A 24,823-nucleotide genomic window follows, 5' to 3' on the forward strand; every position below is an offset into this window, starting at 1 on the left:
CTTTGAGGCCTTTTGTCGATGACTACCCCTGTTCCCAACGACCGCGATAAGCGTGTCGGAGAGCGCGCCTCGCGCATGAATGATCGTGACACACGTATCAACGATCGTGACACACGTATCGACGTGCTGCGCGCGCTCGCGCTGCTCACCATTTTCGTGGACCATGTGCCTGGCACCGTCTTCGAGAACTGGACCTATAAGAATTTCGGCTTTTCCGACGCGGCGGAAGCCTTCGTGCTGATTTCCGGCATCTCGGTGGCGCTGGCCTACGGCACGAAGTTCAAGCCGGGCGGCCGGTTGCTCGCGACCTTGAAGATGTGGCGGCGCGCCGGGGTGCTCTACATCTCTCATATCGTCATCACCATGGCGGTGATCGCGCTGTTTTGCGCCGCCGCGCTGTTCGCGCACCGGCCGGAAATGCTGGCGATGATCAATATCGAACCCTTGATGCGCAACACGCCGCAGGCGCTGCTCGGCATCGTCACGCTCGGCCACCAACTCGGCTACAACAACATCTTGCCGGTCTATGCGGCGCTGCTTCTGGCGGCGCCTGCTTTCGTGCTGTTCGTCAGCTATCGGCCCGTGCCGGCGCTGATCGTGTCCGGCCTGCTGTGGCTCGTCGCCGGCATCTGGCAGATCGCGCCGCCGAACTATCCGGAGCCCGGCCTCTGGTTCCTCAACCCGCTGTCCTGGCAGTTCCTGTTCAACATCGGCCTTGCCGCCATGCTGCATGTGAAGCGCGGCGGGCGCATCCCGGTCAATCCATGGCTGCTGGGTGCCGCCGGCATCTATGTGGTCGGCGCGGCGATCTGGGTGCACACTCCGCTCTGGGGTCAGATCACCTGGTTCAACCTGCCGGTGGTGATCGGCGGCTTCGACAAGACCTTCCTGTCGCTGCCGCGGCTCCTGCACATTCTTGCGGTCAGCTATCTGGTCGTCGGGCTGCCGGCGGTCTCCAACCTCTTCCGCGTCCGGCCAGACAATCCGCTCGCGATCCTGGGCAAGCGCTCGCTGCCGGTGTTCATCGCCGGCACGCTGCTTGCCATGGCGGCGCAGGTGCTGAAGCTGATCAATCCGGGCGGCCCGGCCTACGACACGCTGCTGATCGCGGCAGGCATTGCCATGCAGCTCGCGCTTGCGCTCTATCTCGAATGGCTTGCGAGCCTCGGCCCATCCCGCGCCAAGCCGGTGCGCGAGGAGCCTGCGCATGCGACATTCGGCGTGCAGCCGCTGCCGGCGCGGGCGGGCGGCTACTAACCGCAGGGCAAGGAAATGCCTGCGATCTATCCAAATTGCCTGAGCCCGCTCAGGCTTTCGGTGCCGGCCCGGTCGAACCTCTGACGACGAACTCGACGCCCATCGTCTCGCGCCGGACCGCGCCGTCGTGGTCGAGAATCATGCGCGCGGCGCGGCGGCCGATCTCGGTGATCGGCTGGGCGATGGTGGTCAGTGGCGGCGTGCTCAGCGCGCCGTCCGGCACGCCGTCAAAGCCGACAATGGAGACATCGGCGGGAACGTTGAGGCCGCGTGCCCTCAGCCAGTCGATGGCGATCAGGGCCATGCGGTCCGACATCGCCAGGATGGCGGTCGGCGGTTCGCCGCTGGCGAAGATCGCCTCGAGGCCGGCCCTGGTGCTTTTTTCCTCGTTCTCGGTCTCATAGACCGGGATTTTCGCCGTATCGATGCCGAAGCGGGAAAGCTCCTCGAAATAGCCGACAAGGCGATCGCGCGTACCGGTGTAGACCGCGCTGCGCACCGCTTCCGGCGTCGCGAAGCCGGTGCGATTGTCGGCAAAGCCGAGCGACAGGACGGCAAAGCGGCGATGGCCAAGCTCGGCGAGATGGCGCGCGGCGAGTCTGGCGCCGGCGACATTGTCGACGCCGATGGCCGATACGGTCTCGTCCTGGAAGCCGAGTTCCAGCGCAACGAAGGGTAGCCTGCGCTCTCGCGTCAGATCGACAAGACGCGAGCCGCCTTCGATGCAGAACAGCACAAAGCCGTCGACAAGCGCGCTCTGAATGTTCCAGGCGAGCTTTTCCTGATTGGCGGCCGAGACCAGCGCGATGCCTGCGCCGGTGGCGTCGCAGGCTTCGGAAATGCCGGCCATCATCACGCGGGCGAACGGATCGTCGAAGAAGTAGGAGAGCGGCTCGGTGGTGGCGACACCGATGGCGTTGACCTTGCCGGCGCGCAGCAGGCGGCCTTTCGGGTCCGGACCGGCATAACCCATCTGCTCCGCCACCGCCTTGACCCGCTCGCGCACTTCGGCGCGAACGATCTCGGGGCGGCTGAAAACATTCGAGGCCGTGCCATGCGAGACGCCGGCGGCCTTGGCGATGTCGGCCAGCCTGATCGGTCTTGCCTGGCCTTCGAGGAGTGATGCCATGTCGTTCCTCCGAATCCGGTCACGCGGAGAACATGACCGCTGAATTGCTGCTGGTCATCTAACATTTTTGTTGGATCGATTCAAATTCCGCTTGACGTCGCATGATCGAGGCCTATGATTGAATCGATCCAAGTCATCCGCTTTTTGATGGAGCGGGTTCCAACAGGAGGGTGTCATGCATCCGGTGAGTTATTTGTTCGAAGACATCTACCGCAACGACTGGGGCATCGCCTCGGCCGCCATTAGCCAGAAGCGGCGCGGCAGAGCGGGTCCCTGGCGTCGCGAACTGCGCTTCTTCGTGGAGCGCAAGCGCAGCTGAACCGCAACCATTTTTCGCATCCACGCATTGGATCGATTCAATTTGAGGAGAAGCAGTCATGCATCCGATTGGTCATCTGTTTCAGGACATCTACCGCAACTATTGGGGCATCACGCGCGGAACCGAGCAGCCCGAGCGGCGCCGCGCCAACGACCTGCCTGCGCGCAAGCGTAAGCGGCGCGCCGGTTAAAAACGCTCGCCGGAAATACCTACGGTCGAGGACGCCACAGCGCCGAGACGGCGATCGCTACCCAGCCGGCAATCAAAAGTGTACCGCCGATCGGCGCCGACATCGGGAACAGCCGCGAGCCGAGAAAGTCGCGGGCCAGCAGATCGCCGCAAAAAAGAAGCAGGCCCGCGAGCAGAATGAGGCTGGCGATTCTGAGGCAGCGGTTGCCGCCGGCAAGACCGATGGCAAGGAATGCCGGCGCATGCATCAGCAGGAAATTGGCCGCCGTGCCGGTGAAGGCGCCGCCGCGATGCGCCGCCGTCGCCGACAGCGCCACTCCGGCCGCGCCGACGAGGCCGGCTGCCAGCACGAGGACGCGGCTCCCGCCGTCTGATGCTTGCCCAGTAAGGCTCATCCTGGATGCTCCATGCTGCGGTTGAGGTGGAGGCGCCGGTCAGGATTCGCCGGCTTCGAGCAGCATATGCCGCGCCCGGCGCGACTGGACAGTCCAGTTATAGACCGCGCCGAGCGCCATTAGCACCGCTGTGCCTAGAAACACCGAGCGCATGCCGAAATGCCCGCCGACGAAGCCGCCGGATAGCGGTCCCGCGACCTGGCCGACATATTGCGCCGAGATCGCCAGGCCAAGCACATTGCCGCCGATCCCGTCAGGGATGTTGTGGCGGATCACGCTGGTGATGCAGGGCAACAGTCCGCCCAGCGCCAGGCCCATCAGGAAGCGCAGGCCAATCAATTGCCAGCCATTGGTGACGAAGGCTTGCGGAATGAGCAGCAATGCCGAGACCGCCAGCGCGCCGACCACGACGTTCCAGTGGCCGACGCGGTCGGCGAGTTTTCCCAGCCAGGACGAGGATAGGATGGTCCCGAGCGCCGCCGCGGACATGACGACGCCCGCAACCATGGTCACCTTGCTCCGGTCCTCGACGAGCTGCTGCACATAGACGGTGATGATCGGCTCGATCGACATGGTGGCGAAGGCGAGCAGCATGCCGGTGGCCAGCATGGCGACGATCGGCCGTTTGTCGGGGATCTGCGACCAGCCGCTTTTCGGCGCCGCCCTCGAGGCGGGCTTGGGCGCCGGCGGGTTCTCCTTGATCAGGAAAGTCGTCGCCAGGAAGGCCAGGAAAATGACGGCGCCGGAGAGCAGGAAGGTCGCGCGGATGCCGATCAGCGGCGGCAGCAGACCGCCCAGCAGCGGCCCGACCAGCGAGCCCGCCGTGATGCCCGCCGCCAGCACGCCCAGCGCCCAGCCGGAGCGCTCCTTGGGCGTCTGCATCGCCACCAGGATCGTCGAACCCGATGAATAACCGCCGGCAAAACCGATCAGCAACCGAAGCAGCACCAGCTGCCAGACGCTCTCAACCATGCCGGTCAGCGACATGCAGATCGCCATGCCGAAGGATGCGCGCACCAGCATCAGCTTGCGGCCATAGCGGTCGCCCAGCCGTCCCCACAAAGGCGCGACCAGCGCGGCCGCGAAGAAGGTCGCGCCATAGGCGATGCCCGACCACTGCACGATCGCCGCGTGGCCTTCTGCGCCGAGCTGCTCGACGTAAAGCGGCAGGAACGGAAGAAGCAGCGTCATGGCGACAAGCGTGCTGAACGAGCCGGCGAAGCAGACGGCGAGATTGCGTCGCCAATGGATGTTGAAGCCGCTCTGTTCGGATTCCTCGGGCGTCATGTCATGCGTGCCAATGCTGGGGTTGTTACGGATACCAATTTGGGATACCAAGCTGGTATCCGTCATGGACCTGACACTCGCCGCTGTCAATGCGGGCGCCGTCAACGCGGCTTGGAAAACGGGACGACAAATGTCGCAGATGCAAAATGTCGAGAGGCAGCTTCGCGAGATGATCCTCGGTTTGGAGATCGGCCCGGGCGAGCGGCTGACCGAGCGCTGGATCGAGAGCCGCTTCGGCGCGTCGCGCACGCCGGTGAGGGCCGCATTGCTGCGCCTGGAGACGGAAGGGCTGATCGCCCGCGACGGCCGCGGCTGGACGGTGGCGCCGATCAACCTTGCCGAACTTGGGCAGATCGCCGTCTACCGCGAGGCGGTCGAAGTCGCGGCGGTTCGCCTCACGGCGGCGCTCGACGACCGCGGCGGCATCGACGTGATCGCGGCGATGCTCGATTCCTGCGATGCTGAGACGCCGCGCGAGGAGTGGCATCGCGTCGGCCTGGATTTCCACATCGAACTGGCAAGGCTTTCCGGCAACGAGTTTCTGCTCAGGGCCGTGCGCGACGCGATGACCAGGCTGTCGCGTGCGCGCTGGCTGGAGGTGCGCGATGAGAAGGCGCTCGGCCGTGCCTGGGCCGAACATCATGCCATCCTCGCCGCCGTCAGGAGCGCCGATGCCGAGGCAGCCGCGCGGCTGCTTTCCGCTCACATCGCCGGCAGCCGAGATCGGCTGGTCACCTCATTGCATGACGACCGGCGCGGTTTGCGCGCACGCGGATTTGCCGTGGTCGCGGCTTGAGGGAAAGCGTCGACACAATGCCGGTTGCATTAGCGGGCTTGCAACATGGCCGGGAGAATGCTGTAGGAGACGAGGGGGGACTTGCTGAACTCGCGGACGCATGGCCACACTCTCTCGAACCGCCGCAAAGCTGTTCTACTACGCGCGCAATTTCGCGCGCGACCGCGCACCGCAGTCCCTGTTTCGCGACCGCCTCGCCAGCCGGCTTGAACAGGCCATGCTTTCGGGCAAGACGGTTCGCGAGCGGCTGAACTACTACAACAAGCTGGAACACCCGTTCGTGCCCAGTCCCGATGCCATAGCCGTCGGCAAGCTGCCGTCCTCTTCCAGCATGTATTATTACGACCTCAAGGAATTCGCCCGCTATTTCGATCCCGGCCTGCTGATCGATTTCGAATTCGGCGACGTTGTCGGCGTTCCGGAGTTCCCGAGGATCGTCAAGGACCGGCCCATCGGCGACGACAATGCGAACGGCGTGCTGATGAAGCTGAACAAGTTCCGTCACTTCTACATGCCCCCCGACAACCTGTCTTTCGCCGCCAAGCGTCCGATGGTGGTCTGGCGCGGTCATCTCAACAATCCGATTCGCACCCGCTTCGTCGAAAAAGCCGCCGACCTGCCGATTTGCGATGCGGGTTCCCACAGGGCCGATGCGCCGGACGGATACCGCAAGCCCTTCCTGAACATCGAGCAGCAGCGACAGTATCGCTACATCGTCTCGCTCGAAGGCAATGATGTCGCGACGAACCTGAAATGGATCATGAGCTCCAATTCACTCTGCCTCATGCCGGAACCGACCTACGAAACCTGGTTCGCCGAAGCCCAGGTCGAGCCCAACGTCCATTACGTGCCGCTGCAGCCGGATTTCTCCGACCTGGTCGACAAGGTGGCCTATTTCGAAAAACATCCCGACGAGGCGGGACGCATAACCGCCGCCGCCAACGCTCATTGCCGCAAATTCGGCAATGAGCAGGACGAACAGGCGATTTCGCTGCTCGTCCTCTATAAATATTTCGTGCTGAGCGGACAGATAAAGCCCGACGCGGAAGTCTGGCGCTTTATCGCTGGCTGAATGCTTTAAGCTTGGGAGCGGTCAAGCACCCGATCGGCCGGCCCGAACCGGTCCCTGGCGGTGAACTGCTGATGCCAGTAAGGATAAAGCACCGGCGGCCGGCTGACGAGGTCGAGACGCTGCCGTTCGTCCTCGGTGAGCGACAGGCTTGCCGCGGCGAGGTTGTCCTTGAGCTGCGCCTCGTTGCGCGCGCCAATCACCAGCGAGCTTACGGCCGGTCGGCCGAGCAGCCAGGCAAGCGCCACCTGCGCGCCCGAAACGCCGCGTGCTTTGCCGATGAAGTTGAGCACGTCGACAATGCGCCACAGGCGATCCTCATCGCGGATCGGCGGTTCCGTCCAGCCGCCGATCTGGCGCGCGGTCGGGCTGTCGCGATGGTATTTGCCGGAGAGCAGTCCGCCGGCAAGCGGGCTCCAGACGAGCACGCCGAGGCCCTGGTCGACCGAGATCGGCAGCAATTCGTATTCGGCCTCCCGCGCTTCCAGCGTGTAGTGGATCTGCTGAGTGATGAAACGGGCTTGATGGCGGCTGTCGCTGACGGCAAGGGCCTTCATCACCTGCCAGCCCGACCAGTTGGAGCAGCCGATATAGCGGATCTTGCCCTGATTGACCAAGGTGTCGAGCGCCGCGATCGTCTCCTCGACCGGGGTGAGTCCGTCCCATTGGTGGACGAAATAGACGTCGATGACGTCGGTCCTGAGCCGCTTCAGGCTCTTTTCGCACTCGCGGATCAGATGATGGCGCGACAGGCCTTCGTCATTGGGGCCGGTGCCGATACGCATGCGCGCCTTCGAGGCGATCAGCACATCGTTCTTGCGCTTGCCGCCAAGCGCCTCGCCGATGATCTCTTCAGACAACCCGTTGGAATAGACGTTTGCGGTGTCGATGAGGTTGATGCCGGCATCGATGCAGGTGTCGATGATGCGTTTGGCTTCCGAAAGATCCGAATTGCCGACGGCGGCGAACGGACCGGTGCCGCCGAAGGTCATGGTGCCAAGCGTCAATGTCGAGACTTTCAAGCCGGATCGGCCGAGCGTGCGGTATTCCATGTCGGTCCTCGCAATTTTGTTTTGAAGAAGCGCCGTGGCGAGCGCCGGAAAGAGCGAGGGATTTGTAGGACAATTCCCGCCGCTTGTCGCCCCGCTATCGATACGGGGTCGATCACATATCTTCCATATCGATGCAGCTGCCGGGCGATTGCAATAAAACCGTCATTGCGCCTCTGTATCTCAGTCGGCTTACGGAGTGTCCGGCCGGGGCTTCCGAAGCGGTGATGGCTGACAGGCAGACGGAGCAGCGCGATGAATGAACTGAAACCGAATTCCGGGGCCAAGGACTGGCTGGAGGCCGAACTCGAGGATACGCTCGACGAGGACTATGAGCTGGAGCTGTCGGAGCCGGCGCTCTCGCTCGAGATCGCCAAGATCTACAAGAAGTCGCATCCGCCCTCCATCGAGCGCATGACCTATTTTCGCGAGCTGCTCAGGCTGCAGTCGGAGCTGATCAAGCTGCAGTCCTGGGTCGCCTACCACAAGAAGAAGCTGGTGGTGGTCTTCGAAGGCCGCGATTCCGCCGGCAAGGGCGGCGTCATCAAGCGCATCACGCAGCGGCTCAATCCGCGCATCGCCCGTGTCGTGGCGTTGCCGGCGCCGACCGAGCGCGAGAAGTCGCAATGGTATTTCCAGCGCTACGTGCCGCATCTGCCCGCGGGCGGCGAGATCGTGCTGTTCGACCGCTCCTGGTACAACCGCTCCGGCGTCGAGCGGGTGATGGGCTTTGCCAATGGGGACCAAGTCGAGGAGTTCTTCCGCGACGTGCCGGAATTCGAGCGCATGCTGGTCCGTTCCGGCATCACCCTGGTGAAATACTGGTTCTCGATCACCGACGAGGAGCAGCAGATGCGCTTCCTGATGCGCATCCACGATCCGATGAAGCAGTGGAAGCTCTCGCCCATGGACCTGCAGTCGCGCGTGCGCTGGGAGCAGTACACCAAGGCCAAGGAAGAGACCTTCGCCCGCACCAACATTCCGGAAGCGCCCTGGTTCATCGTCGAGGGCAACGACAAGAAGCGGGCGCGGCTGAACTGCATCGACCATCTGTTGCAGCAGATGCCCTATGAGGAGGTTCCGCACGAGGAAATCACGCTGCCGGAGCGCGTCTTCAACCCGCAATATGAACGCCAGGTGCTGCCGCGCGAACTCTACGTGCCGGAGAAGTATTGAGCGCCTTCCTTCTCCCCCTTGTGGGACCCCTTGTGGGAGAAGGTGGATCGGCGCGAAGCGCCGAGACGGATGAGGGGTGTTGGAAGAAATGAGGCGGTGACGATTTCCAGCTCGTTGCCAAGCTGGAGCACCCCTCATCCGACCTCGCTTCGCGAGGCCACCTTCTCCCACAAGGGGAGAAGGAGAAGCCTGGCCTACGCCCGCCCGATCATCACATGCGCGGCATCCGCCGTGGCAACCTGTTCCGTGCACTGATACCCCAGCTTCAGCATGTCGAGTCCGGCGAACAGATGCTCCCCTGAGCCAAGAAGGATAGGCGAGATGACCAGATGCATCTCGTCGATCAGCCTCTCCTGCAGATACTGCCGAACGGTCGAGACGCCGCCGCCGACCCGCACATCCTTGCCGCCGGCCGCTGCCTTCGCCTGTTCGAGCGCCGAATGGATGCCGTCAGTAACGAAGTAAAAAGTCGTGCCGCCTTCCATCTCGATCGGTGCGCGTTTGTGGTGCGTCAGCACGAAAGTCGGAACATGATAGGGTGGGTTGTCGCCCCACCAGCCTTTCCATTTGTCGTCCGGCCATTCGCCGCGGCTCGGCGCGAACATGTTGCGGCCGAGGATCCACGCGCCGACATTCTCGAAGCTGCGGACCGCAAAATCGTTGTCGGTATCCGTGGTCCCGCCATCCTTGCCGATCATCTGGTGGAAAGAGCGGGTCTTGATCATCCATTTGTGCAGATTTTCGCCGCCGACGCCCAGCGGTGTGTCGAGGCTTTGGTCGGGACCGGCGCCGTAACCGTCGAGCGACAAGGTGAAAGCGTTGACACGCAACTTGGACATGGCTGCCTCCTAAACCAATTGTAATTTGAAATCAGTTTTGGAGTAGCTTGACTGATTGCAAAATGCAAGCGGTATTTTCTGGCACGATCGAGTCGGGCATCGTCGGGATCGTCGCAGGAATGGTAGCTGCCCGGGAATATTGGTGCGAAAGGCGGCAAGGGATGCCGTCGCAATTTTCGTCGAGAAACGCGATTAGCTGGGCAACTCTCGGTCGGCCGCATCAAGGATGCGTTCAATGGCAACGCGTGGCGCCGGCAAGTTGTCTGTCACGACAGCCCAGAAAATGGCTTCGGAAGTCTTGTGATATTCATGACGCAGGATGTTGCCTATGCCACGAACCTGTTTCCAGGAAATTTCTGGGGCAAGAGCGATTAGATCGTCAGGAATGTGCCGGGTGGCTTCGGAAATAATCTCGATACCGCGCTCGATACCGTGGCGGAGCAGCCAATCACTACGGAAATCTTCCAGTGTCTTGCCGGTCGTCGCAGCATCGATACCATCCAGAGCCGCAACGATCTCGGCGAGGATCGGCTTGATCCGACGCGGAGCCATCAAAATATACGCACGGCCGATCGTTCGATGTCAGCTTTCAACATCGGATGAAGGCTATCCCGCGTAGTGATGTCGATTTCGGCCGACATTTTCTCTTCGAGAAATTGTTTGATGCCGACGAGGTCGATCAGGGAAAAGCGCCGCGCCGGATCGTAGTCTATGAAGAGATCAAGATCGCTGTCCGAACGTGCGTCGCCGCGCGCGGCCGACCCGAACAGATAAAGCGAAGTCGCGCCCATGCCTCTGATGGCATCTGCGTTCTTCTGCAACCGTTCGATCACTTCGTTCCGGCTCATGGGTCCATCCTAACGGATCTCGTTAGAATTCCAAAATCGCGAGGCGAGCCCTACCCCCTCAGCATCTCCGCCACCACCGGCGCGAAATAGGTGAGCACGCCGTCACAGCCCGCCCGCTTCAGCGCAAGTAGCGATTCCAGCATCGCCTTTTCGCCGTCGATCCAGCCATTGGCGCTTGCTGCCTTGATCATCGAATATTCGCCCGACACCTGATAGGCGAAGGTCGGCATCCGCAGCTCGTCCTTCAGCCGGCGGATGATGTCGAGATAGGGCAGGCCGGGCTTGACCATCAGCATGTCGGCGCCCTCGGCGAGGTCCTGCTCGGCCTCGCGCACGGCCTCGTCGGAATTGGCGTGGTCGATATAGTAGCTCTTCTTGTCGCCCTTGAGCAGGCCGGCGGTGCCGACCGCCTCGCGGTACGGTCCGTAGAAGGCCGAGGCGAACTTCGTCGCGTAGGACATGATCGCCACGTCCTGGAAACCGTTGGCGTCGAGCGCGTCGCGGATGGCGCCGATGCGGCCGTCCATCATGTCGGACGGCGCGATGATGTCGGCGCCCGCCGCCGCCTGGATGACGGCCGCCGCGGCGACCTGCTCCACCGTCTCGTCATTGACGATGATGCCGTCGCGCAGGATGCCGTCATGGCCGTGGCTGGTGAACGGATCGAGCGCGGCATCGGTGATGATGCCGATCTCCGGCACCGCGTCCTTGATAGCGCGCGTGGCGCGGTTGATGACATTGTCGGGGTCGAGGATGTGCGAGCCGGTCTGGTCGCGCAGCGCAAGCTCGACATTGGGGAAGGTGGCGATGGCCGGGATGCCCAGCTTGGCCGCGCGCTCGGCTTCCTTCACCGCGAGGTCGATGGAAAGGCGATAGACGTCGGGCATCGCGGCGATAGGCTCGCGCGTGTTCTTGCCGTCGATGACGAAGATCGGCCAGATCAGGTCGTTCACCGAAAGCTGGTTCTCCTGCACCAGCCGTCGCGACCAGTCGGCCTTGCGCATGCGCCGCAGCCGCCGGCTGCCGGTGATCTCGTCGACGCTGCGCGCGCCGGCGGGCTTTGCGGGAGTGAATTTGTTCATCGCCGAAACTCTCTATTTGCGCCGGCTTTTACCACGCGCCTCCGCCGCTGACCAATGCGACACGATTGTGCCAGGCACGCGCCTCACGGCGGCCCGTGTCCCGACAGGATCTGCGCCGCGCCCCTGACCGCGACCCGGAAGGCCTCGTCGAAGCTGACGCCGCGCGCCTGCCAGCGATAGGTCTTGCCGCGATCGGCCATCCGCCAGTCGGCGATCCAGCCGAGTTCCTTGTCGCTCCACACGATGCTGCCGGCGAGCGCTCGGGCCGCTTCCGCTTTTTTTGCGAGCTTGTCGAGTCTTGCCATATCGGCCCCGGAAAGCGCCTTTTCATCCAGGCCGCCAAGCTGTCCGGCCTTTGGAAAGGTGACGCGCATCAGCAGCGGACCGGCAGCATTGGCGAAGGATTCGCGCATCGCGTCGCCGCGCTGCTCGTCTTGCGTCAGCATAAAATGCCGCGAGCCCTGCTCGGCGGTCATGAAGACGGCGATAGGCGGCCGCTCGCCGAGCCAGGGCCTGCTGCCGAGTTGCGCCAGGAGCTTGTCGATGACAGCCGGCTTGTAGATGCAGGTGAGATCATGCGGCCTGTCATGCGTGCCTTGCTCGTCATGGATCGGGATACCTTCGAGCCGGTCGTGATAGCGGAAGGACTGCACGAAGTCGGCCGCCTTGTCGCGCAGAGCCAGCATCTCCGTCTTCTGCGTCAGGCGCTGGTCGCCCGAGACCTTGACCAGCACCTTGTCGAGGCAATCCTTGAAGCCGATCGCGCGATTTGCCTCGCCGGTGCCGGTGACGATCGCCTGCGCCTGGTAGAGCTCGGCGATTGGCGCGGCGCGGACCGGCAGTCCCAGACATACGAGACTGACCAATCCAACCGCGAAGCGGAAAATTCCAGGCATGTCGATCTGCTCGAAACCTGTCGGGCGCGGGCACAGTGCTTTGCCGGTTACCTAACATCTGGCACTGCCGCCCGCCAGCGCAAGGAGCGCTCCCCAGTAACCGCCGCCATTGACGCGTCTCCGTGCCGCCTTTAGCACTTCTCTCCCCCGGCGGGCGGAGAGAGGGATTCTCTGGTGATGGATTTTGGCGGAGGCGACGAGATCCGCTTCGAGCGGCTGGGCAAGGCGGGTGTGGTCACTTTGACCCGACCCAAGGCGCTCAACGCCATCACGCACGATATGGTCAAGGCGCTCGGCAGGGCGCTCGACGCCTGGGAGGAGGACACGGGCGTCGGTGTCGTCGTCGTCAAGGCCGAGGGCAGGGCGTTTTCCGCCGGCGGCGATATCCTGCACATCTACGAGGCCGGCCGCGCCGGCGAACCTCCGGTCGATTTCTTCGCCGATGAGTACCGGCTCAATGCCCGCATCGCCCGCTTCCAGAAACCTTATATCGCTTTGATCGACGGCATCGTCATGGGCGGCGGCGTCGGCATTTCCTTCCATGGCTCGCATCGGGTGCTGACCGAGAACGCGCAGTTCGCCATGCCGGAGGTCGGCATCGGCTTCTTCCCCGATGTCGGCGCCAGCCATTTGCTGCCGGATCTCGGCGGCTCCTTCGGCATGTATCTCGGATTGACGGGAAATCGCATCCGCTACGGCGATGCGCTGTGGTCGGGGCTTGCCACGCACGCCATCAAGGCGCAGGCCCAGGCGGGCTTGCTCGATGAGTTGGCGACCAGCAGCGATCCGAGTGCCGAGCTGCGCAATTTCTCCGTGCCGGCAAAACGCGAGACGGAGCAGCAGGACCTGGATTCGATCGCACGCCATTTTTCGCAAAGCTCGCTTGCCGATATCATCGCCAGCCTCGACGAGGCCGCCGCCGGCGACGCTTTCGCCGCCAGGACGCTTGCCACGATCAAGACCCGTTCGCCGACCAGCCTCCACGTCGCCTGGCGCGAGATCAGCGCCGGCTCGACACTCTCGATGGACGAATGCATGAAGATGGAGTTCCGCATCCTCAACCGCATGCTTGCCGGCCACGATTTCTACGAAGGCATCCGCGCCGCCATCATCGAAAAGGGGTCGAAGCCCGAGTGGCGGCCGGCAGGGCTGCATGAGGTCAGGACGGCCGACATCGACGCCTATTTCGCGCCGCTCGGGGACAAGGAGCTTGTCCTGTGAGCGAGGTCACCTCCAGGCGCGTGGTGCTGCAGCCCTCGACTACCGAGGTCATCTTCGCCTGGTTCCAGCGCGTCATCGCCGGCTACTGCCTGTTGTTCGGCATCCTCTATTGGATCCGTCTCATCGGCATCTATCCGGGCGAGCTGTGGCGCTTCGACCTGATGCCGGTGCACTGGCAGGTGGCGGCAGCGATGCTCGCGGTGTTCTTTCCCTTCGCCGCCGCCGGCCTCTGGATGCTGGCGTCGTGGGGTCCGGTGATCTGGTTCATCTGCGCCGCGACCGAGACGGTGATGTATGCCGGTTTCCCCGATCTCTTCGGCAATCGGCTGCTAATCGTCGTATCGCACGCCTGCGTGGCCTTGCTCTACATCGTCTTTCGGGTCACCATCTGGCTGCAGAAGCGCCGGCTCCGCCAGTGAGCGTGATGCCGAAAAGTGTGAAGCGGTTTTCGGACGACATCATGCTCCACCCATAAAGCCGGCCGAGGGCCGGCCTTCGGGGCCGATCTCGCGGCCCCGTTTCACTGCAAGATCCATTGGCTAAATCTTTAGGTTAATTGTTCTTGCTCGGGTGACCGATCGTTAAGCGTCTTCCGAAACCTCTTACCGGTAAGCTCTTGTTAGCCCTGGCGTTTAAGTCGAATTTTATGAGTATTCGATAGTGTCGCGATCAAGGTGAAAAACAAAAAATCACCAAGGCGACAAACGAGAGGCAAAGACAATGATCAATTCGCGTCCGGCGGCGAAGACCGCAAACGTATCCGACGATCGCCGCGAGGCTATCCGCTCGCTTTACATGGAATCGCTGCAGCTGGTGGAGCGTCTGCACCGCCGCCTGCTTGACGTGATCAAGGACGAGTTCGACCGCAACGGCCGTTCCGACATCAACGCCATCCAGGCGCTGCTGCTCTTCAACATCGGCAACTCCGAGCTGACCGCCGGCGAGCTGCGCTCGCGCGGCTACTATCTCGGCTCGAACGTCTCCTACAATCTGAAGAAGCTGGTCGACCTCGGCTTCATCAACCACCAGCGCTCGCGCATCGACCGCCGCTCGGTCCGCGTCTCGCTGACGCCGAAGGGCAACGAGGTGGCCGACGTCGTCGCCGGCCTCTACGAGCGCCATGTCGGCTCGATCGAGGCGGTCGGCGGCATCAACACCGACGAGTTCAAGCAGATGAACCGCGCGCTACAGCGCCTCGATCGCTTCTGGAACGATACGATCGCTTACCGGATGTAAGCGCTTCGAAATTGGGGACGGGAAAGCCGCGCCGAAGAAGCGCGACCGGGAGAAGAGTACGGGACCGGTGCTGAAGCGCACCGGTCCTATTCTTTTTGCGAAGGCAGGCATCTGCGGGAGTTCGCTCTGCACATTGAAGCTCCGCGCCTGAAGGGCAGGGTGCTTACTTCGCAAGGACGCGCCGGCGTTGCCGCCGATGCAAAAAAGCATCGCCGCCCTTCCTTTCACCGTGCCGCCGCATGCAAATCGCGGGCCAAGGCCACGTTGCCGCCATAATCGCGGTCAATGCGATTTGTGAGTGACGCTGCGGGCCTGCGCCTTGCGCTCCTTGGAACCTGCGTGGCGGCAGCGCGTTTCTGGCGGCCGACGATGTGGGTCATGGTTGGCGAATTGTTAAGTTCGCCACCCCTAGAGTGCGGACAAGCCGCCCGGCAAGCGAATTGAGCGAGAGCGAATAGCCAAGAATGTCTGCCATGAGAACCAGCCGCCGTTTCTTCCTCACTGGAGCCTCCGCGCTCGCCGCCGCTGTTGTCGCCGGCCATGCCAGCGCGCAGGATGTGGTCGGGGATATCCTCAAGTCCTCGACGCGCGGCAATTGGGACGACCAGTTCGACGCCCGCGCCAACAACACAAGCAAGGTCGCCTCAACGCTGCCGATCTTCAGCCAGCAGACGGTCGCCTTCACCGAGCAGGCGGTGGCGCAGTATCAGAACATCGTCTCCCAGGGCGGCTGGGAACAGGTTCCGGCGACCAAGAAATTGCAGCTCGGCGTCGACGATCCGGATGTCGTCCCGCTGCGCAAGCGCCTGATGGTCTCGGGCGACCTGCCGCAGAGCGCCGGCATTTCGACGGCCTTCGATTCCTATGTCGACTCGGCGGTAAAGCGCTTCCAGCTCCGGCACGGCCTGCCGGCCGACGGTGCCATGGGCAAATACACTTATACGGCAATGAACGTCTCGGCGCAGATCCGGCTCGGCCAGTTGCAGACCAATCTGGAGCGCCTGAAGGAAAAGGCCGGCACGCTGGGCGACCGCTACGTGCTGGTCGACATTCCGGGCGCCCAGATCGAAGCCGTCGAGAACGACCGTGTCGTGCTTCGCCATACCGCGATCGTCGGCAAGATCGACCGCCAGACGCCGATCGTGAACTCGAAGATCAACGAGATCATCGTCAATCCATACTGGAACGCGCCGGTCTCGATCGTGCGCAAGGACATCATTCCGCTGATGCGGAAGGACCCGAACTACCTCAAGGACAGCCACATCCGCCTGTTCGCGCCGGACGGCAGCGAGGTCGATCCGATGACCATCGACTGGTCGACGGACGACGCCGCGAAATACCGTTTCCGCCAGGACCCGGGCAACAACAACGCGATGGCCTCGGTCAAGATCAACTTCCCGAGCCCGGACGGCGTCTACATGCACGACACGCCGCAGCAGAGCCTGTTCGGCAAGCTGATGCGCTTCGATTCCTCGGGCTGCGTGCGCGTCCAGAACGTGCGCGACCTCGTCACCTGGATCCTGCGCGACACGCCCGGCTGGGACCGCCAGCATTTCGAGGCGGCGATCAAGACCGGCGAGAACACGCCGATCCAGGTCGTCAACCCGGTGCCGGTTCACTTCCTCTATCTGTCGGCATGGTCGACGGCTCCGGGCGTCGTGCAGTTCCGCGACGACATTTACGGCCTCGACGGCGCCGCCGAGCTGCAGATCAGCTCTGCGCTTTAAGTGCCTGATCTAAAAAGAAAAAGGCCGCTCTTGTAGCGGTCTTTTTGGTCGGATCAGCCGCAACTGCCAGCAAGCAGAACGACAGCCTCGGCGCTGGACGGCGCGCGTTCGATTGCGCATCGGATTGAATCAGCGATCGAACTGGGCTTAAGCCATGCCGGCATCGAGGCCGAGCGCGCCGAACCGCGGGGCGATGCTTCGCCGTGGCGACATCAACGACCATACGGCGCGCAAGCTGTTCACCGAAATCACCTTCTCAGAGGCGCTGCTGAAGCCGCGAACCGCGCGATTAGCACCCGCCAGGCTTGGCTTGACGCAAACCGGCCAGCAAATTTCGCGCCGCAAACGTGGCGGGCCGAAAACAACTGTGTTAATGCGCGGCGACCTCGCAGACCTCCGGCCCCAAGGGAAAGCAAGCCATGTCTAATGCCGCGGCAGCCTCCACCAAATTCGAATCCTTCTTCGAGACCACGCTTGCCGATGCCGATCCGGAAATCTTCGGCTCCATCCGCAACGAGCTCGGCCGCCAGCGCCATGAGATCGAGCTGATCGCTTCCGAAAACATCGTGTCGCGCGCCGTGCTCGAGGCGCAAGGCTCGATCATGACCAACAAATATGCCGAGGGCTACCCGGGCAAGCGCTACTATGGCGGCTGCCAGTTCGTCGACGTGGCCGAGGAACTGGCCATCGAGCGCGCCAAAAAGCTGTTCGGCTGCAACTTCGCCAACGTCCAGCCGAACTCGGGCAGCCAGATGAATCAGGCAGTGTTTCTGGCGCTGCTGCAGCCCGGCGACACCTTCATGGGCCTCGACCTGAATTCGGGCGGCCATCTCACTCACGGCTCGCCGGTCAACATGAGCGGCAAGTGGTTCAAGGTCGTCTCCTACGGCGTGCGCAAGGATGATCACCTGCTCGATATGGACGCGATCGAGAAGACCGCGCATGAGACGAAGCCGAAGCTGATCCTGGCCGGCGGCACCGCCTATTCGCGTATCTGGGATTGGAAGCGTTTCCGCGAGATCGCCGATTCGATCGGCGCCTATCTCATGGTCGACATGGCGCATATCGCCGGCCTCGTCGCCGGCGGCATGCATCCGTCGCCGCTGCCCCACGCGCATGTCGTGACCACGACGACCCACAAGTCGCTGCGCGGCCCGCGCGGCGGCATGATCCTGTGCAATGACGAGGAAATCGCCAAGAAGATGAACTCGGCGGTGTTCCCGGGCCTGCAGGGCGGGCCGCTGATGCATGTCATCGCCGCCAAGGCGGTGGCGCTCGGCGAAGCGCTGAAGCCGAGCTTCAAGGCCTATGCCGAAAGCATCGTCGCCAATGCCAAGGCGCTGGCCTCCAGCCTGCAGGAGACTGGCCTCGACATCGTCTCGGGCGGCACCGACAATCACCTGATGCTGGTCGACCTTCGTCCGAAGAACGCCACCGGCAAGCGCGCGGAAGCAGCCCTTGGCCGCGCCAACATCACCTGCAACAAGAACGGCATTCCGTTCGATCCGGAAAAGCCCTTCGTCACCTCTGGCGTGCGCCTCGGCACGCCGGCGGGTACCACGCGCGGCTTCGGCCAGGCCGAGTTCCGCGAGATCGGCAAGCTGATCGCGGAGGTGCTGGACGGGCTGAAAGCGGCGAATTCCGATGAGGGCAACGCAGCGGTCGAGGCCGCTGTGAAGGCCAAGGTCACGGCGCTGACCGATCGCTTCCCGCTCTATCCCTATCTCGGTTGACCGGGCGCCACGCGTCATCTTTTATCCTGCGCTTGCGCCGCTCCTCTGGGCGGCGCGGCTTACTGGAGATCCGATGATGCGTACTTCCCGTCTCGCCGCGGCCTTGCTTGGCCCGCTTGCCGCCTTCGCCACCTCCGCCGCGATGGCTCAGGACGAAACCAAGCCGGATGCTGATCTGCCCGCCACCAGCACCTTCGGCCGGTGGACCACCATCATCGACACGCTCGATACCGGCCAGGATGCGCACAAGACCTGCGCCGCCTCGACGGCCTTCCTCGACGGCGCCGGCAATGCCGGGTCCCTGACGCTGTCGATCTCGACCGGCGACGCGCTGCCGCCGGATGCCTACCCGGCCATCATGTTCATCGTCGACAACAAGACCTTGCCGACCGGCGACAAGATCGCCGCGACCTTCGGCGACCCCGGCGTGAAGGTCGCCGCAACGGTCACCTCCAACACCGCCGCCGGCGGCCGCCCGAGCTGGATGGTCGACAACCAGGCCAAGACCAGCCTGGCCTTGCTGCGCGCCATGCGCAAGGTCACCTCGCTCGATGTGGTCTTCGGCAAACAGGCCGTCGCCAGCATCCCGATGGATGGCTTCACCAAGGCCTATCGCAACCTCGGCACGTCCTGCGGGTTTTTGACCAAGGACGTCGCGCCCTGACGCTGCCGACCCCTGGGGCAGGGCGCTGGCAATTGTGCTTGCGCCTCGCTATCTCTGATAGGAAGGCTCCGCGCTTTGCCATAACGGCAAAACAAACTAAGCCTTCCCGCATCCTGAGAATCGCCAAACCGAAAGCTTCCCATGCGCTGTCCCTATTGCCAGTCCGAAGATACGCAGGTGAAGGATTCGCGTCCCGCGGAGGATGGCGCGGCCATCCGCAGGCGCCGCGTCTGCCCTGATTGCGGTGGTCGTTTCACCACCTTCGAGCGCGTGCAATTGCGTGACCTTGTGGTTGTCAAGAAGTCCGGCCGCAAGGTGCCGTTCGACCGCGACAAGCTGCTGCGCTCGGTCGAGATCGCGGTGCGCAAGCGCAATGTCGATCCCGAGCGTATCGACCGCGCCGTCACCGGCATCGTGCGCCAGCTCGAAAGCTCCGGCGAAACCGAGGTGGCCTCGGGTGAGGTCGGCCGGCTGGTGATGGAGGCGCTGAAGTCGCTCGATGACGTCGCCTATGTCCGCTTCGCCTCGGTCTATCGCAATTTCCGCGAGGCCAAGGATTTTCACGAGCTGCTGGGCGAATTGAAGGGCGACGAGGAGAAGACCGAAGAGGACGCCGGCTGATCATGGTGGGACAGCGACTGGATGAGGCCGCACAGTCGGTCCTTGATCGCCGTTTCATGGCCGCGGCCATCAGGCTGTCGCGCCGCAATGCCGGCCGCACCTCCACCAACCCTTCCGTCGGCACCATCATCGTGCGCGACGACGGCGCCGGCCCGATGATTGTCGGCACTGGCGTGACGGCCGTGGGCGGCCGCCCCCATGCCGAGACCGAAGCGCTTGCCGAGGCCGGCGAGCTTGCGCGGGGTGCCACGGCTTACGTCACCTTGGAGCCCTGCGCCCATCACGGCCGCACGCCGCCCTGCGCCAACGCGCTGGTCAATGCCGGCATCGCGCGCGTCGTCGGTGCGGCGAGCGATCCCGATCCGCGCGTCTCCGGCAAGGGCTACGCCATCCTGCGCGCCGCCGGCGTCCAGGTGGCGGAGAAGGTGCTGGCCACCGAGGCCGCCGAGCAGATGGCCGGCTATCTGACTCGTTCTCTGAAAAAACGCCCGGAAGTGACTCTGAAGCTTGCGCTTTCGAGCGACGGCAAGATCGGCCGCATAGGCGCCGGACAGGTCGCCATCACCGGCGAGATCGCCCGGCGCGATGTCTATCTGATGCGCGCCGAGGCGGACGCCATCCTGATCGGCATCGGCACCGCGCTCGAGGACGACCCGGCGCTGACCGTGCGCCTGCCCGGGCTGGAGAACCGTTCGCCGGCGCGTATCATCCTCGATCGGCAGATCCGGTTGCCGGAGACGTCCAGGCTGGTGTCCGGCGTCGACCGCGTGCCGCTCTATGTCGCCGCTTGCCTGGAGGCCGATCCGCATCGGCGGGCAGCGCTCGAACGCGCCGGCGTGCGCTTCATCGGCACCGAAACCTATGATGGCTTCGTCGCTCTGCCGGAATTGCTGGAAGACCTTGCCGCGCTCGGGATGGCAAGCGTTTTGGTCGAAGGCGGTGCCAGGGTGGCCAAGGCCTTCCTGGAGGAAGACCTAGTCGACCGCATCGTCCTGTTCCAGGGGCCGGAGGCAATCGGCGAGGATGGGATTGCATCGCCCATCGACGCCGACCATATCCCGGCAGGCTTTCGCAAATTGCGCGACATGCGGTTTGGCGAGGACAGCTATGCCGAATGGGTAAGACCATGATCGCGAAAAGTGGGAACCGGTTTTTGTGCGAGATCATGGTCAAAACGAAAGACGCTCTCTGATGTTTACAGGAATTGTCACGGATGTGGGCGCTATCGCTTCGGTGAAGCCGCTGGCGGAAGGCGTCGGCCTGCGCATCGACACCGCCTATGATCCCGAGACCATCGCGATCGGCGCCTCCATCTCCTGCGGCGGCGTTTGCCTGACGGTCACGGCGCTGCCCGAGCACGGCTCGAATGCGCGCTGGTTCGAGGTCGAGGCCTGGGAGGAAGCGCTGAGGCTGACCACTGCGTCGAGTTGGAAGCCCGGCACCAGGATAAATCTCGAACGCGCGCTGAAGATCGGCGACGAACTCGGCGGCCACATCGTCTCCGGACATGTCGACGGCACCGCCGAAATCGTCGAGCGCAAGGAGGAGGGCGATGCCGTGCGCTTCACGCTGGAAGCGCCGCGCAATCTGGCGAAGTTCATCGCGCCGAAAGGGTCGGTGGCCCTCGACGGCACCTCGCTTACCGTCAACAAGGTCGAAGCGACCCGCTTCGACGTGCTCCTCATCCATCACTCGCTGAGCGTCACCACCTGGGGCGAGCGCCGGGCCGGCGACCGCGTCAACATCGAGATCGACACCATGGCCCGCTATGCCGCGCGCCTGGCCGAGGCAGCGAAAGAGGGGCTTTGATGACAGGCCTTGAAGTTGCCGGCCATTGGCCGTACATTGTCTTCAGGAGAAACGATGATGACGGTACATGCACATCCACCTCGCAATCGCGCCCGTGGTGAACGCCTAGAAGCTCGCATCACTGCGGATCAGAAGAGCCTGATTGAGCGTGCTGCAGCGCTGCAAGGCCGCACCGTGACTGACTTCGTGCTGAGCAGCGTCCAGGAGGCTGCCCGCCGGGCCATCGAAGAGCACCAGCGCCTTGAACTATCTGTCAGCGACAGCAGGGCATTCGTGGATGCTCTAGTCAATCCGAAACCAGTGAACGATCGCCTGCGCGATACGGTGCGTCGGTATCGCCAAGCCACTGGCATCTGAGGGTGACGGGCTCGACCGAGGCCTCTTTGCGAGTTGAGGTGCTCGGTTCGCAGCACGACAGAAACTCGTTCGAATGCGGCGTAGAGCCACTTGATCGATATCTTCGAATGCAGGCCGGACAAGACGCTCGCAAGAACATTGCAGCACCGTTTGTGCTGGTCATGCCGGACGGAGCTATTGCAGGCTACTATACCCTCTCATCGACTGCGGTGAGTGTCGGTGAATGGCCTGTTGAGACGGTTCGCAAGCTGCCGCGTTATCCGCTGATTCCGGCGACGCTGCTCGGGCGCCTAGCGGTAGATCGACGGCAACAGGGCCGGGGTTATGGCCGATACCTCCTGGCCGATGCCCTGCTTCGATCTCTCCGCAGCGAGATTGCTGCGTTTGCGGTAATCGTCAATGCAAAGGACGAGAACGCGCGCCGGTTCTATCAGCGAGAAAGTTTTTTGCCATTTCCGGATCAGCCGATGAAACTATTTAGGCCGATGGCCGATATCGCGGAACTGTTCAGATGAGAAAGGGAACTCCAACGGAGGGTGAGAATTCCAAGCTCAAAGAACGGCTGACCCGCGAAGCAATGGCCGATGTGGATGCCAGCCGTGTGGTGGATCACGGAACCGTTCTTGTCTGGGCTGAAAGCCTGGGTACCGGCTGTCCGCTTCCACCGCCTCGGATAAAGATGCGATAGACCAAGCGGCACCCCGCCAATCTTCCGCTTGCGGTCAACACGGCTTCGGCCTAAGTCACCGGCAACCCCCCCGGAGACTTTTATGGCTGGCACATCCCAACATGGCAAAGCGTTCATTCGCCCGAAGGCGAAGGCGCATCTGCTCATTGTCGAAGCGCGCTTTCACGACGATCTCGCCGACGCCCTGCTCGAAGGCGCGACCGGCGCGCTCGAGGAGGCCGGCGCCACCTATGACGTGGTGACGGTTCCCGGCTCGCTCGAAATACCTGCTGTCATCACCTTCGCGCTCGATGGCGCGGCCGAAGGCGGCACGCATTACGACGGTTTTGTTGCGCTCGGCACCGTCGTGCGTGGCGACACCTATCATTTCGACATCGTCGCCAATGAATCGAGCCGCGCGCTGATGGACCTTTCGGTGCAGGAGGCGATCGCGATCGGCAACGGCATTCTGACCACCGAGAACGACGCGCAGGCATGGACGCGCGCGCGCAAGACGGAAGGCGACAAGGGCGGCTTCGCCGCACGCGCGGCGCTGACCATGATCGCCCTCAAAGAAAAATTCGGAGCCCAATCGTGAGCGATCCCGCCTCGACCGGAGCGGCGCGCCACGCCAACAAGCGTGGGGCTGCCCGTCTTGCCGCCGTCCAGGCGCTTTACCAAATGGACGTGGCCGGCAGCGGCGTCTTCGAGATCACGGCCGAATACGAGACCTTCCGCCTCGGCAAGGAAGTCGACGGCGCGCTCTACCGCGAGGCCGACGCGCAATGGTTCCGCGCCATCCTGACTGGCGTCGTCGAGAACCAGAAGACCATCGATCCCGTCATCCGCCAGGCGCTGACCGAGGACTGGCCGCTGTCGCGGCTGGATTCGACGCTACGCGCCATCCTGCGCGCCGGCGTCTACGAATTGATGAAGCGCGAGGATGTGCCGGTGGCCGTCATCGTTTCCGAATATGTCGACATCGCAAAAGCCTTTTACGAGGAAGACGAGCCGAAGCTGGTCAACGCCGTCCTCGATCGCGTCTCGCGCCGGGTTCGCGGCGAGGGGCGAGGCAAGGACGCTTCGTGACGACCGCAATGGCCGCGATCGCCGAGACCGGCAGGGAAGGGCGCCGCACGGCGGTGCTGCTTGCCGCTGCGCAGGCGATTGTCGGTTCGGCAGCTCCGATCGCCATTTCGCTCGGCGCGCTTGCCGGCCAATATCTGCTCGGCCCGGACAAGTCGCTGGCGACGGCGCCGGTCACCGGCTTCAATCTTGGCGTGGCGCTCGGGTCCTTGCCGGCCGCCGCCATCATCCGCAGCCTTGGCCATCGCGGCGGCTTCATGACCGGCACCATCGTTACCGCGCTCGGCGGCCTGATCGCGACGCTTGCGCTCTATCAGGCAAGCTTCTGGCTGTTCGCCTTCGGCCTCTGCGTCATCGGCGCCGGCGGCGCTTTCGTCCAGCAATTCCGCTTCGCCGCCGCCGACAACGCGCCGCCCGAGTTCAAGGCGCGCGCCATCTCCTTCGTGCTGGCGGGCGGCATCATCACCGCCGTCCTCGGGCCGCAGATCGTCATTTACACGCGTGAATTGCTGGCTCCGGTGATGTTTGCCGGGTCCTTCGTCTCGATCCTGCCCCTGGCGGCGGTTGGCGCGCTCATCCTGTCGTTCCTGCGGGTTTCCTCCCGGACCGGCGCCGTCGCTGAAGCTGCTGCAAGCGATGCCCGCCCGCTGATTGAAATCGTCGCCCAGCCGCGTTTCATCGCCGCATTGTTCTGCACCGTCGGCAGCTACGCGCTGATGAGCTTCGTCATGACCGGCGCGCCGCTCGCCATGGTCGGCTGCGGCCTGTCGGAAGACAATGCCACGCTTGGCATTTCGTGGCACGTCATGGCCATGTTCGGGCCGAGCTTCTTCACCGGCTCGCTGATCCATCGCTTCGGCGCCGAGCGCATCGTCGCCACAGGACTTGTCCTGCTGATCGGCTGTGCTGCCGTGGCGCTTTCCGGCTTGGCGCTCTGGCAGTTCTGGACGGCGCTGATCCTGCTCGGGCTCGGCTGGAATTTCGGTTTCATCGGCGCCACCGCAATGGTCGCGGCCAGCTACCGACCCTCCGAGAAGAGCAAGGTCCAGGGTTTCCATGACTTCGTCCTGTTCGGCTCCGTCGCATTCGCTTCGCTGATGTCCGGCGCGATCTACAATGCGTGGGGTTGGACCATGCTGAACTGGATCGTCTTCCCGGTCGTCGCGCTCTGCTTCCTGGCGCTCGGGACCCTGAAGCTGACGGGCTTGCGCGCCGCCAGCTGACATCACGCTGTCGGGACTGCCTGCCGCGCTTCCCTGGCGCCGGGAACAAAGATATTGCGCTGATCCCCTCAATTATGAAACCGTGTACCCCGACTGGCCGTTATAGCCGTGCTCACATGCGGCCACCGATTAATCGGTCCACAGCAAG

The 24,823-nt window shown here is 63.4% G+C and carries 30 protein-coding genes; 21 read left to right on the forward strand and 9 right to left on the reverse strand.

Features of this window, described 5'->3' with window-relative positions:
- Positions 1-75 precede the first annotated feature (75 nt).
- Positions 76-1,257, forward strand: coding sequence for an OpgC domain-containing protein (opgC, locus tag FJ425_RS13550; protein WP_246677931.1), 1,182 nt, complete (start codon positions 76-78; stop codon positions 1,255-1,257).
- A 49-nt stretch (positions 1,258-1,306) separates the two neighbouring features.
- On the opposite strand, the gene FJ425_RS13555 is transcribed toward opgC, so the two are convergent.
- Entirely contained in the window at positions 1,307-2,386 is a 1,080-nt protein-coding gene (locus FJ425_RS13555) for a LacI family DNA-binding transcriptional regulator (protein WP_140724104.1), read from the reverse strand.
- A gap of 175 nt (positions 2,387-2,561) precedes the next feature.
- Here FJ425_RS13555 and FJ425_RS31540 point away from each other — a divergent pair, with 175 nt between their 5' ends.
- Both FJ425_RS31540 and FJ425_RS32320 read left to right on the forward strand, forming a co-directional pair.
- The gene (locus FJ425_RS31540; RefSeq protein WP_181175908.1) at positions 2,562-2,705 is read left to right on the forward strand and encodes a hypothetical protein; all 144 of its coding nucleotides are present in this window, start codon (positions 2,562-2,564) and stop codon (positions 2,703-2,705) included.
- Positions 2,706-2,763: 58 nt separating this feature from the next.
- Positions 2,764-2,895: a hypothetical protein gene (locus FJ425_RS32320; protein ID WP_281407504.1), complete on the forward strand. Its 132-nt coding sequence runs from the start codon at positions 2,764-2,766 to the stop codon at positions 2,893-2,895.
- A 19-nt stretch (positions 2,896-2,914) separates the two neighbouring features.
- Here FJ425_RS32320 and FJ425_RS13560 read toward each other — a convergent pair whose 3' ends face one another.
- Complete coding sequence (locus tag FJ425_RS13560; RefSeq protein ID WP_140724107.1) at positions 2,915-3,289, reverse strand: DUF423 domain-containing protein; 375 nt, start codon at positions 3,287-3,289, stop codon at positions 2,915-2,917.
- A gap of 39 nt (positions 3,290-3,328) precedes the next feature.
- Entirely contained in the window at positions 3,329-4,576 is a 1,248-nt protein-coding gene (locus tag FJ425_RS13565) for an MFS transporter (RefSeq protein WP_140724267.1), read from the reverse strand.
- Positions 4,577-4,706: 130 nt separating this feature from the next.
- On the opposite strand from FJ425_RS13565, the gene FJ425_RS13570 reads away from it, so the two are divergent.
- Both FJ425_RS13570 and FJ425_RS13575 read left to right on the forward strand, forming a co-directional pair.
- A complete protein-coding gene (locus FJ425_RS13570) occupies positions 4,707-5,372 on the forward strand; it encodes a GntR family transcriptional regulator (RefSeq protein ID WP_140724110.1) in 666 nt (221 codons plus the stop codon).
- A 100-nt stretch (positions 5,373-5,472) separates the two neighbouring features.
- The gene (locus FJ425_RS13575; RefSeq protein ID WP_140724113.1) at positions 5,473-6,444 is read left to right on the forward strand and encodes a glycosyl transferase family 90; all 972 of its coding nucleotides are present in this window, start codon (positions 5,473-5,475) and stop codon (positions 6,442-6,444) included.
- Between the two features lie 5 nt (positions 6,445-6,449).
- On the opposite strand, the gene FJ425_RS13580 is transcribed toward FJ425_RS13575, so the two are convergent.
- Positions 6,450-7,493 carry an aldo/keto reductase gene (locus FJ425_RS13580; protein WP_140724115.1) on the reverse strand — a complete coding sequence of 348 codons (1,044 nt, stop codon included), beginning with the start codon at positions 7,491-7,493 and terminating at the stop codon, positions 6,450-6,452.
- A gap of 252 nt (positions 7,494-7,745) precedes the next feature.
- On the opposite strand from FJ425_RS13580, the gene ppk2 reads away from it, so the two are divergent.
- A complete protein-coding gene (gene ppk2 / locus FJ425_RS13585; RefSeq protein ID WP_140541271.1) occupies positions 7,746-8,666 on the forward strand; it encodes a polyphosphate kinase 2 in 921 nt (306 codons plus the stop codon).
- A 194-nt stretch (positions 8,667-8,860) separates the two neighbouring features.
- Here the strand turns inward: ppk2 and FJ425_RS13590 are convergent, their stop codons facing one another.
- From FJ425_RS13590 to FJ425_RS13610, 5 genes are all read right to left on the reverse strand, one after another.
- Entirely contained in the window at positions 8,861-9,505 is a 645-nt protein-coding gene (locus FJ425_RS13590) for a dihydrofolate reductase family protein (RefSeq protein ID WP_140724118.1), read from the reverse strand.
- A gap of 192 nt (positions 9,506-9,697) precedes the next feature.
- Entirely contained in the window at positions 9,698-10,057 is a 360-nt protein-coding gene (locus FJ425_RS13595) for a HepT-like ribonuclease domain-containing protein (RefSeq protein WP_140724121.1), read from the reverse strand.
- Positions 10,057-10,353: a nucleotidyltransferase domain-containing protein gene (locus FJ425_RS13600; protein WP_140633949.1), complete on the reverse strand. Its 297-nt coding sequence runs from the start codon at positions 10,351-10,353 to the stop codon at positions 10,057-10,059. Before FJ425_RS13600 ends, FJ425_RS13595 begins: the two co-directional genes overlap by 1 nt.
- Positions 10,354-10,403: 50 nt before the next feature.
- A complete protein-coding gene (gene hemB / locus FJ425_RS13605) occupies positions 10,404-11,435 on the reverse strand; it encodes a porphobilinogen synthase (protein WP_140724124.1) in 1,032 nt (343 codons plus the stop codon).
- A gap of 83 nt (positions 11,436-11,518) precedes the next feature.
- Complete coding sequence (locus FJ425_RS13610; protein WP_140724127.1) at positions 11,519-12,331, reverse strand: DUF2066 domain-containing protein; 813 nt, start codon at positions 12,329-12,331, stop codon at positions 11,519-11,521.
- Positions 12,332-12,508: 177 nt separating this feature from the next.
- Here FJ425_RS13610 and FJ425_RS13615 point away from each other — a divergent pair, with 177 nt between their 5' ends.
- The 15 genes from FJ425_RS13615 (at position 12,509) to FJ425_RS13690 (ending at position 24,675) form a co-directional block, all read left to right on the forward strand.
- Positions 12,509-13,552 carry an enoyl-CoA hydratase/isomerase family protein gene (locus FJ425_RS13615; RefSeq protein WP_140724130.1) on the forward strand — a complete coding sequence of 348 codons (1,044 nt, stop codon included), beginning with the start codon at positions 12,509-12,511 and terminating at the stop codon, positions 13,550-13,552.
- On the forward strand, positions 13,549-13,971 hold the full coding sequence (locus tag FJ425_RS13620; protein WP_140541278.1) for a DUF6163 family protein: 423 nt from the start codon (positions 13,549-13,551) through the stop codon (positions 13,969-13,971). The genes FJ425_RS13615 and FJ425_RS13620 overlap by 4 nt, the downstream gene beginning before the upstream one ends.
- 301 nt (positions 13,972-14,272) lie before the next feature.
- The gene (locus tag FJ425_RS13625) at positions 14,273-14,788 is read left to right on the forward strand and encodes a MarR family winged helix-turn-helix transcriptional regulator (protein WP_040983294.1); all 516 of its coding nucleotides are present in this window, start codon (positions 14,273-14,275) and stop codon (positions 14,786-14,788) included.
- A 473-nt stretch (positions 14,789-15,261) separates the two neighbouring features.
- Positions 15,262-16,515 carry a L,D-transpeptidase family protein gene (locus tag FJ425_RS13630; protein ID WP_140633877.1) on the forward strand — a complete coding sequence of 418 codons (1,254 nt, stop codon included), beginning with the start codon at positions 15,262-15,264 and terminating at the stop codon, positions 16,513-16,515.
- 154 nt (positions 16,516-16,669) lie between these two features.
- On the forward strand, positions 16,670-16,942 hold the full coding sequence (locus tag FJ425_RS13635; RefSeq protein ID WP_181164969.1) for a hypothetical protein: 273 nt from the start codon (positions 16,670-16,672) through the stop codon (positions 16,940-16,942).
- Positions 16,935-18,248, forward strand: a complete 1,314-nt coding sequence (gene glyA, locus FJ425_RS13640; RefSeq protein ID WP_140633871.1) for a serine hydroxymethyltransferase — start codon at positions 16,935-16,937, stop codon at positions 18,246-18,248. The genes FJ425_RS13635 and glyA overlap by 8 nt, the downstream gene beginning before the upstream one ends.
- 73 nt (positions 18,249-18,321) lie before the next feature.
- Entirely contained in the window at positions 18,322-18,912 is a 591-nt protein-coding gene (locus FJ425_RS13645; RefSeq protein ID WP_246673472.1) for a hypothetical protein, read from the forward strand.
- A gap of 141 nt (positions 18,913-19,053) precedes the next feature.
- Positions 19,054-19,533 carry a transcriptional regulator NrdR gene (gene nrdR / locus FJ425_RS13650; RefSeq protein WP_140541281.1) on the forward strand — a complete coding sequence of 160 codons (480 nt, stop codon included), beginning with the start codon at positions 19,054-19,056 and terminating at the stop codon, positions 19,531-19,533.
- A 2-nt stretch (positions 19,534-19,535) separates the two neighbouring features.
- Complete coding sequence (gene ribD / locus FJ425_RS13655; RefSeq protein ID WP_181164968.1) at positions 19,536-20,663, forward strand: bifunctional diaminohydroxyphosphoribosylaminopyrimidine deaminase/5-amino-6-(5-phosphoribosylamino)uracil reductase RibD; 1,128 nt, start codon at positions 19,536-19,538, stop codon at positions 20,661-20,663.
- Between the two features lie 61 nt (positions 20,664-20,724).
- Complete coding sequence (locus FJ425_RS13660; RefSeq protein ID WP_140633868.1) at positions 20,725-21,342, forward strand: riboflavin synthase; 618 nt, start codon at positions 20,725-20,727, stop codon at positions 21,340-21,342.
- A gap of 57 nt (positions 21,343-21,399) precedes the next feature.
- Positions 21,400-21,699 carry a DUF1778 domain-containing protein gene (locus FJ425_RS13665; RefSeq protein ID WP_140541372.1) on the forward strand — a complete coding sequence of 100 codons (300 nt, stop codon included), beginning with the start codon at positions 21,400-21,402 and terminating at the stop codon, positions 21,697-21,699.
- A gap of 2 nt (positions 21,700-21,701) precedes the next feature.
- Positions 21,702-22,214, forward strand: a complete 513-nt coding sequence (locus tag FJ425_RS13670) for a GNAT family N-acetyltransferase (protein ID WP_140633865.1) — start codon at positions 21,702-21,704, stop codon at positions 22,212-22,214.
- 255 nt (positions 22,215-22,469) lie between these two features.
- Entirely contained in the window at positions 22,470-22,964 is a 495-nt protein-coding gene (locus tag FJ425_RS13680) for a 6,7-dimethyl-8-ribityllumazine synthase (RefSeq protein ID WP_140541284.1), read from the forward strand.
- Positions 22,961-23,455 (forward strand): transcription antitermination factor NusB, encoded by a 495-nt coding sequence (gene nusB / locus FJ425_RS13685; RefSeq protein ID WP_140541285.1) that lies wholly within the window; start codon positions 22,961-22,963, stop codon positions 23,453-23,455. Before FJ425_RS13680 ends, nusB begins: the two co-directional genes overlap by 4 nt.
- Positions 23,456-23,463: 8 nt before the next feature.
- Entirely contained in the window at positions 23,464-24,675 is a 1,212-nt protein-coding gene (locus tag FJ425_RS13690) for an MFS transporter (protein WP_140634173.1), read from the forward strand.
- Positions 24,676-24,823: the final 148 nt, after the last annotated feature.

This window comes from Mesorhizobium sp. B2-7-2, assembly GCF_006440775.1.
Taxonomy (GTDB): domain Bacteria; phylum Pseudomonadota; class Alphaproteobacteria; order Rhizobiales; family Rhizobiaceae; genus Mesorhizobium.

Coding starts and splice junctions, on each gene's coding strand:
- opgC (WP_246677931.1), top strand. CDS start 76: ATGAATGATCGTGACACACGTATCAACGATCGTGACACACGTATCGAC.
- FJ425_RS13555 (WP_140724104.1), bottom strand. CDS start 2,386: ATGGCATCACTCCTCGAAGGCCAGGCAAGACCGATCAGGCTGGCCGAC.
- FJ425_RS31540 (WP_181175908.1), top strand. CDS start 2,562: ATGCATCCGGTGAGTTATTTGTTCGAAGACATCTACCGCAACGACTGG.
- FJ425_RS32320 (WP_281407504.1), top strand. CDS start 2,764: ATGCATCCGATTGGTCATCTGTTTCAGGACATCTACCGCAACTATTGG.
- FJ425_RS13560 (WP_140724107.1), bottom strand. CDS start 3,289: ATGAGCCTTACTGGGCAAGCATCAGACGGCGGGAGCCGCGTCCTCGTG.
- FJ425_RS13565 (WP_140724267.1), bottom strand. CDS start 4,576: ATGACGCCCGAGGAATCCGAACAGAGCGGCTTCAACATCCATTGGCGA.
- FJ425_RS13570 (WP_140724110.1), top strand. CDS start 4,707: ATGTCGCAGATGCAAAATGTCGAGAGGCAGCTTCGCGAGATGATCCTC.
- FJ425_RS13575 (WP_140724113.1), top strand. CDS start 5,473: ATGGCCACACTCTCTCGAACCGCCGCAAAGCTGTTCTACTACGCGCGC.
- FJ425_RS13580 (WP_140724115.1), bottom strand. CDS start 7,493: ATGGAATACCGCACGCTCGGCCGATCCGGCTTGAAAGTCTCGACATTG.
- ppk2 (WP_140541271.1), top strand. CDS start 7,746: ATGAATGAACTGAAACCGAATTCCGGGGCCAAGGACTGGCTGGAGGCC.
- FJ425_RS13590 (WP_140724118.1), bottom strand. CDS start 9,505: ATGTCCAAGTTGCGTGTCAACGCTTTCACCTTGTCGCTCGACGGTTAC.
- FJ425_RS13595 (WP_140724121.1), bottom strand. CDS start 10,057: ATGGCTCCGCGTCGGATCAAGCCGATCCTCGCCGAGATCGTTGCGGCT.
- FJ425_RS13600 (WP_140633949.1), bottom strand. CDS start 10,353: ATGAGCCGGAACGAAGTGATCGAACGGTTGCAGAAGAACGCAGATGCC.
- hemB (WP_140724124.1), bottom strand. CDS start 11,435: ATGAACAAATTCACTCCCGCAAAGCCCGCCGGCGCGCGCAGCGTCGAC.
- FJ425_RS13610 (WP_140724127.1), bottom strand. CDS start 12,331: ATGCCTGGAATTTTCCGCTTCGCGGTTGGATTGGTCAGTCTCGTATGT.
- FJ425_RS13615 (WP_140724130.1), top strand. CDS start 12,509: ATGGATTTTGGCGGAGGCGACGAGATCCGCTTCGAGCGGCTGGGCAAG.
- FJ425_RS13625 (WP_040983294.1), top strand. CDS start 14,273: ATGATCAATTCGCGTCCGGCGGCGAAGACCGCAAACGTATCCGACGAT.
- FJ425_RS13630 (WP_140633877.1), top strand. CDS start 15,262: ATGAGAACCAGCCGCCGTTTCTTCCTCACTGGAGCCTCCGCGCTCGCC.
- FJ425_RS13635 (WP_181164969.1), top strand. CDS start 16,670: ATGCCGGCATCGAGGCCGAGCGCGCCGAACCGCGGGGCGATGCTTCGC.
- glyA (WP_140633871.1), top strand. CDS start 16,935: ATGTCTAATGCCGCGGCAGCCTCCACCAAATTCGAATCCTTCTTCGAG.
- FJ425_RS13645 (WP_246673472.1), top strand. CDS start 18,322: ATGATGCGTACTTCCCGTCTCGCCGCGGCCTTGCTTGGCCCGCTTGCC.
- nrdR (WP_140541281.1), top strand. CDS start 19,054: ATGCGCTGTCCCTATTGCCAGTCCGAAGATACGCAGGTGAAGGATTCG.
- ribD (WP_181164968.1), top strand. CDS start 19,536: ATGGTGGGACAGCGACTGGATGAGGCCGCACAGTCGGTCCTTGATCGC.
- FJ425_RS13660 (WP_140633868.1), top strand. CDS start 20,725: ATGTTTACAGGAATTGTCACGGATGTGGGCGCTATCGCTTCGGTGAAG.
- FJ425_RS13665 (WP_140541372.1), top strand. CDS start 21,400: ATGACGGTACATGCACATCCACCTCGCAATCGCGCCCGTGGTGAACGC.
- FJ425_RS13680 (WP_140541284.1), top strand. CDS start 22,470: ATGGCTGGCACATCCCAACATGGCAAAGCGTTCATTCGCCCGAAGGCG.
- FJ425_RS13690 (WP_140634173.1), top strand. CDS start 23,464: ATGGCCGCGATCGCCGAGACCGGCAGGGAAGGGCGCCGCACGGCGGTG.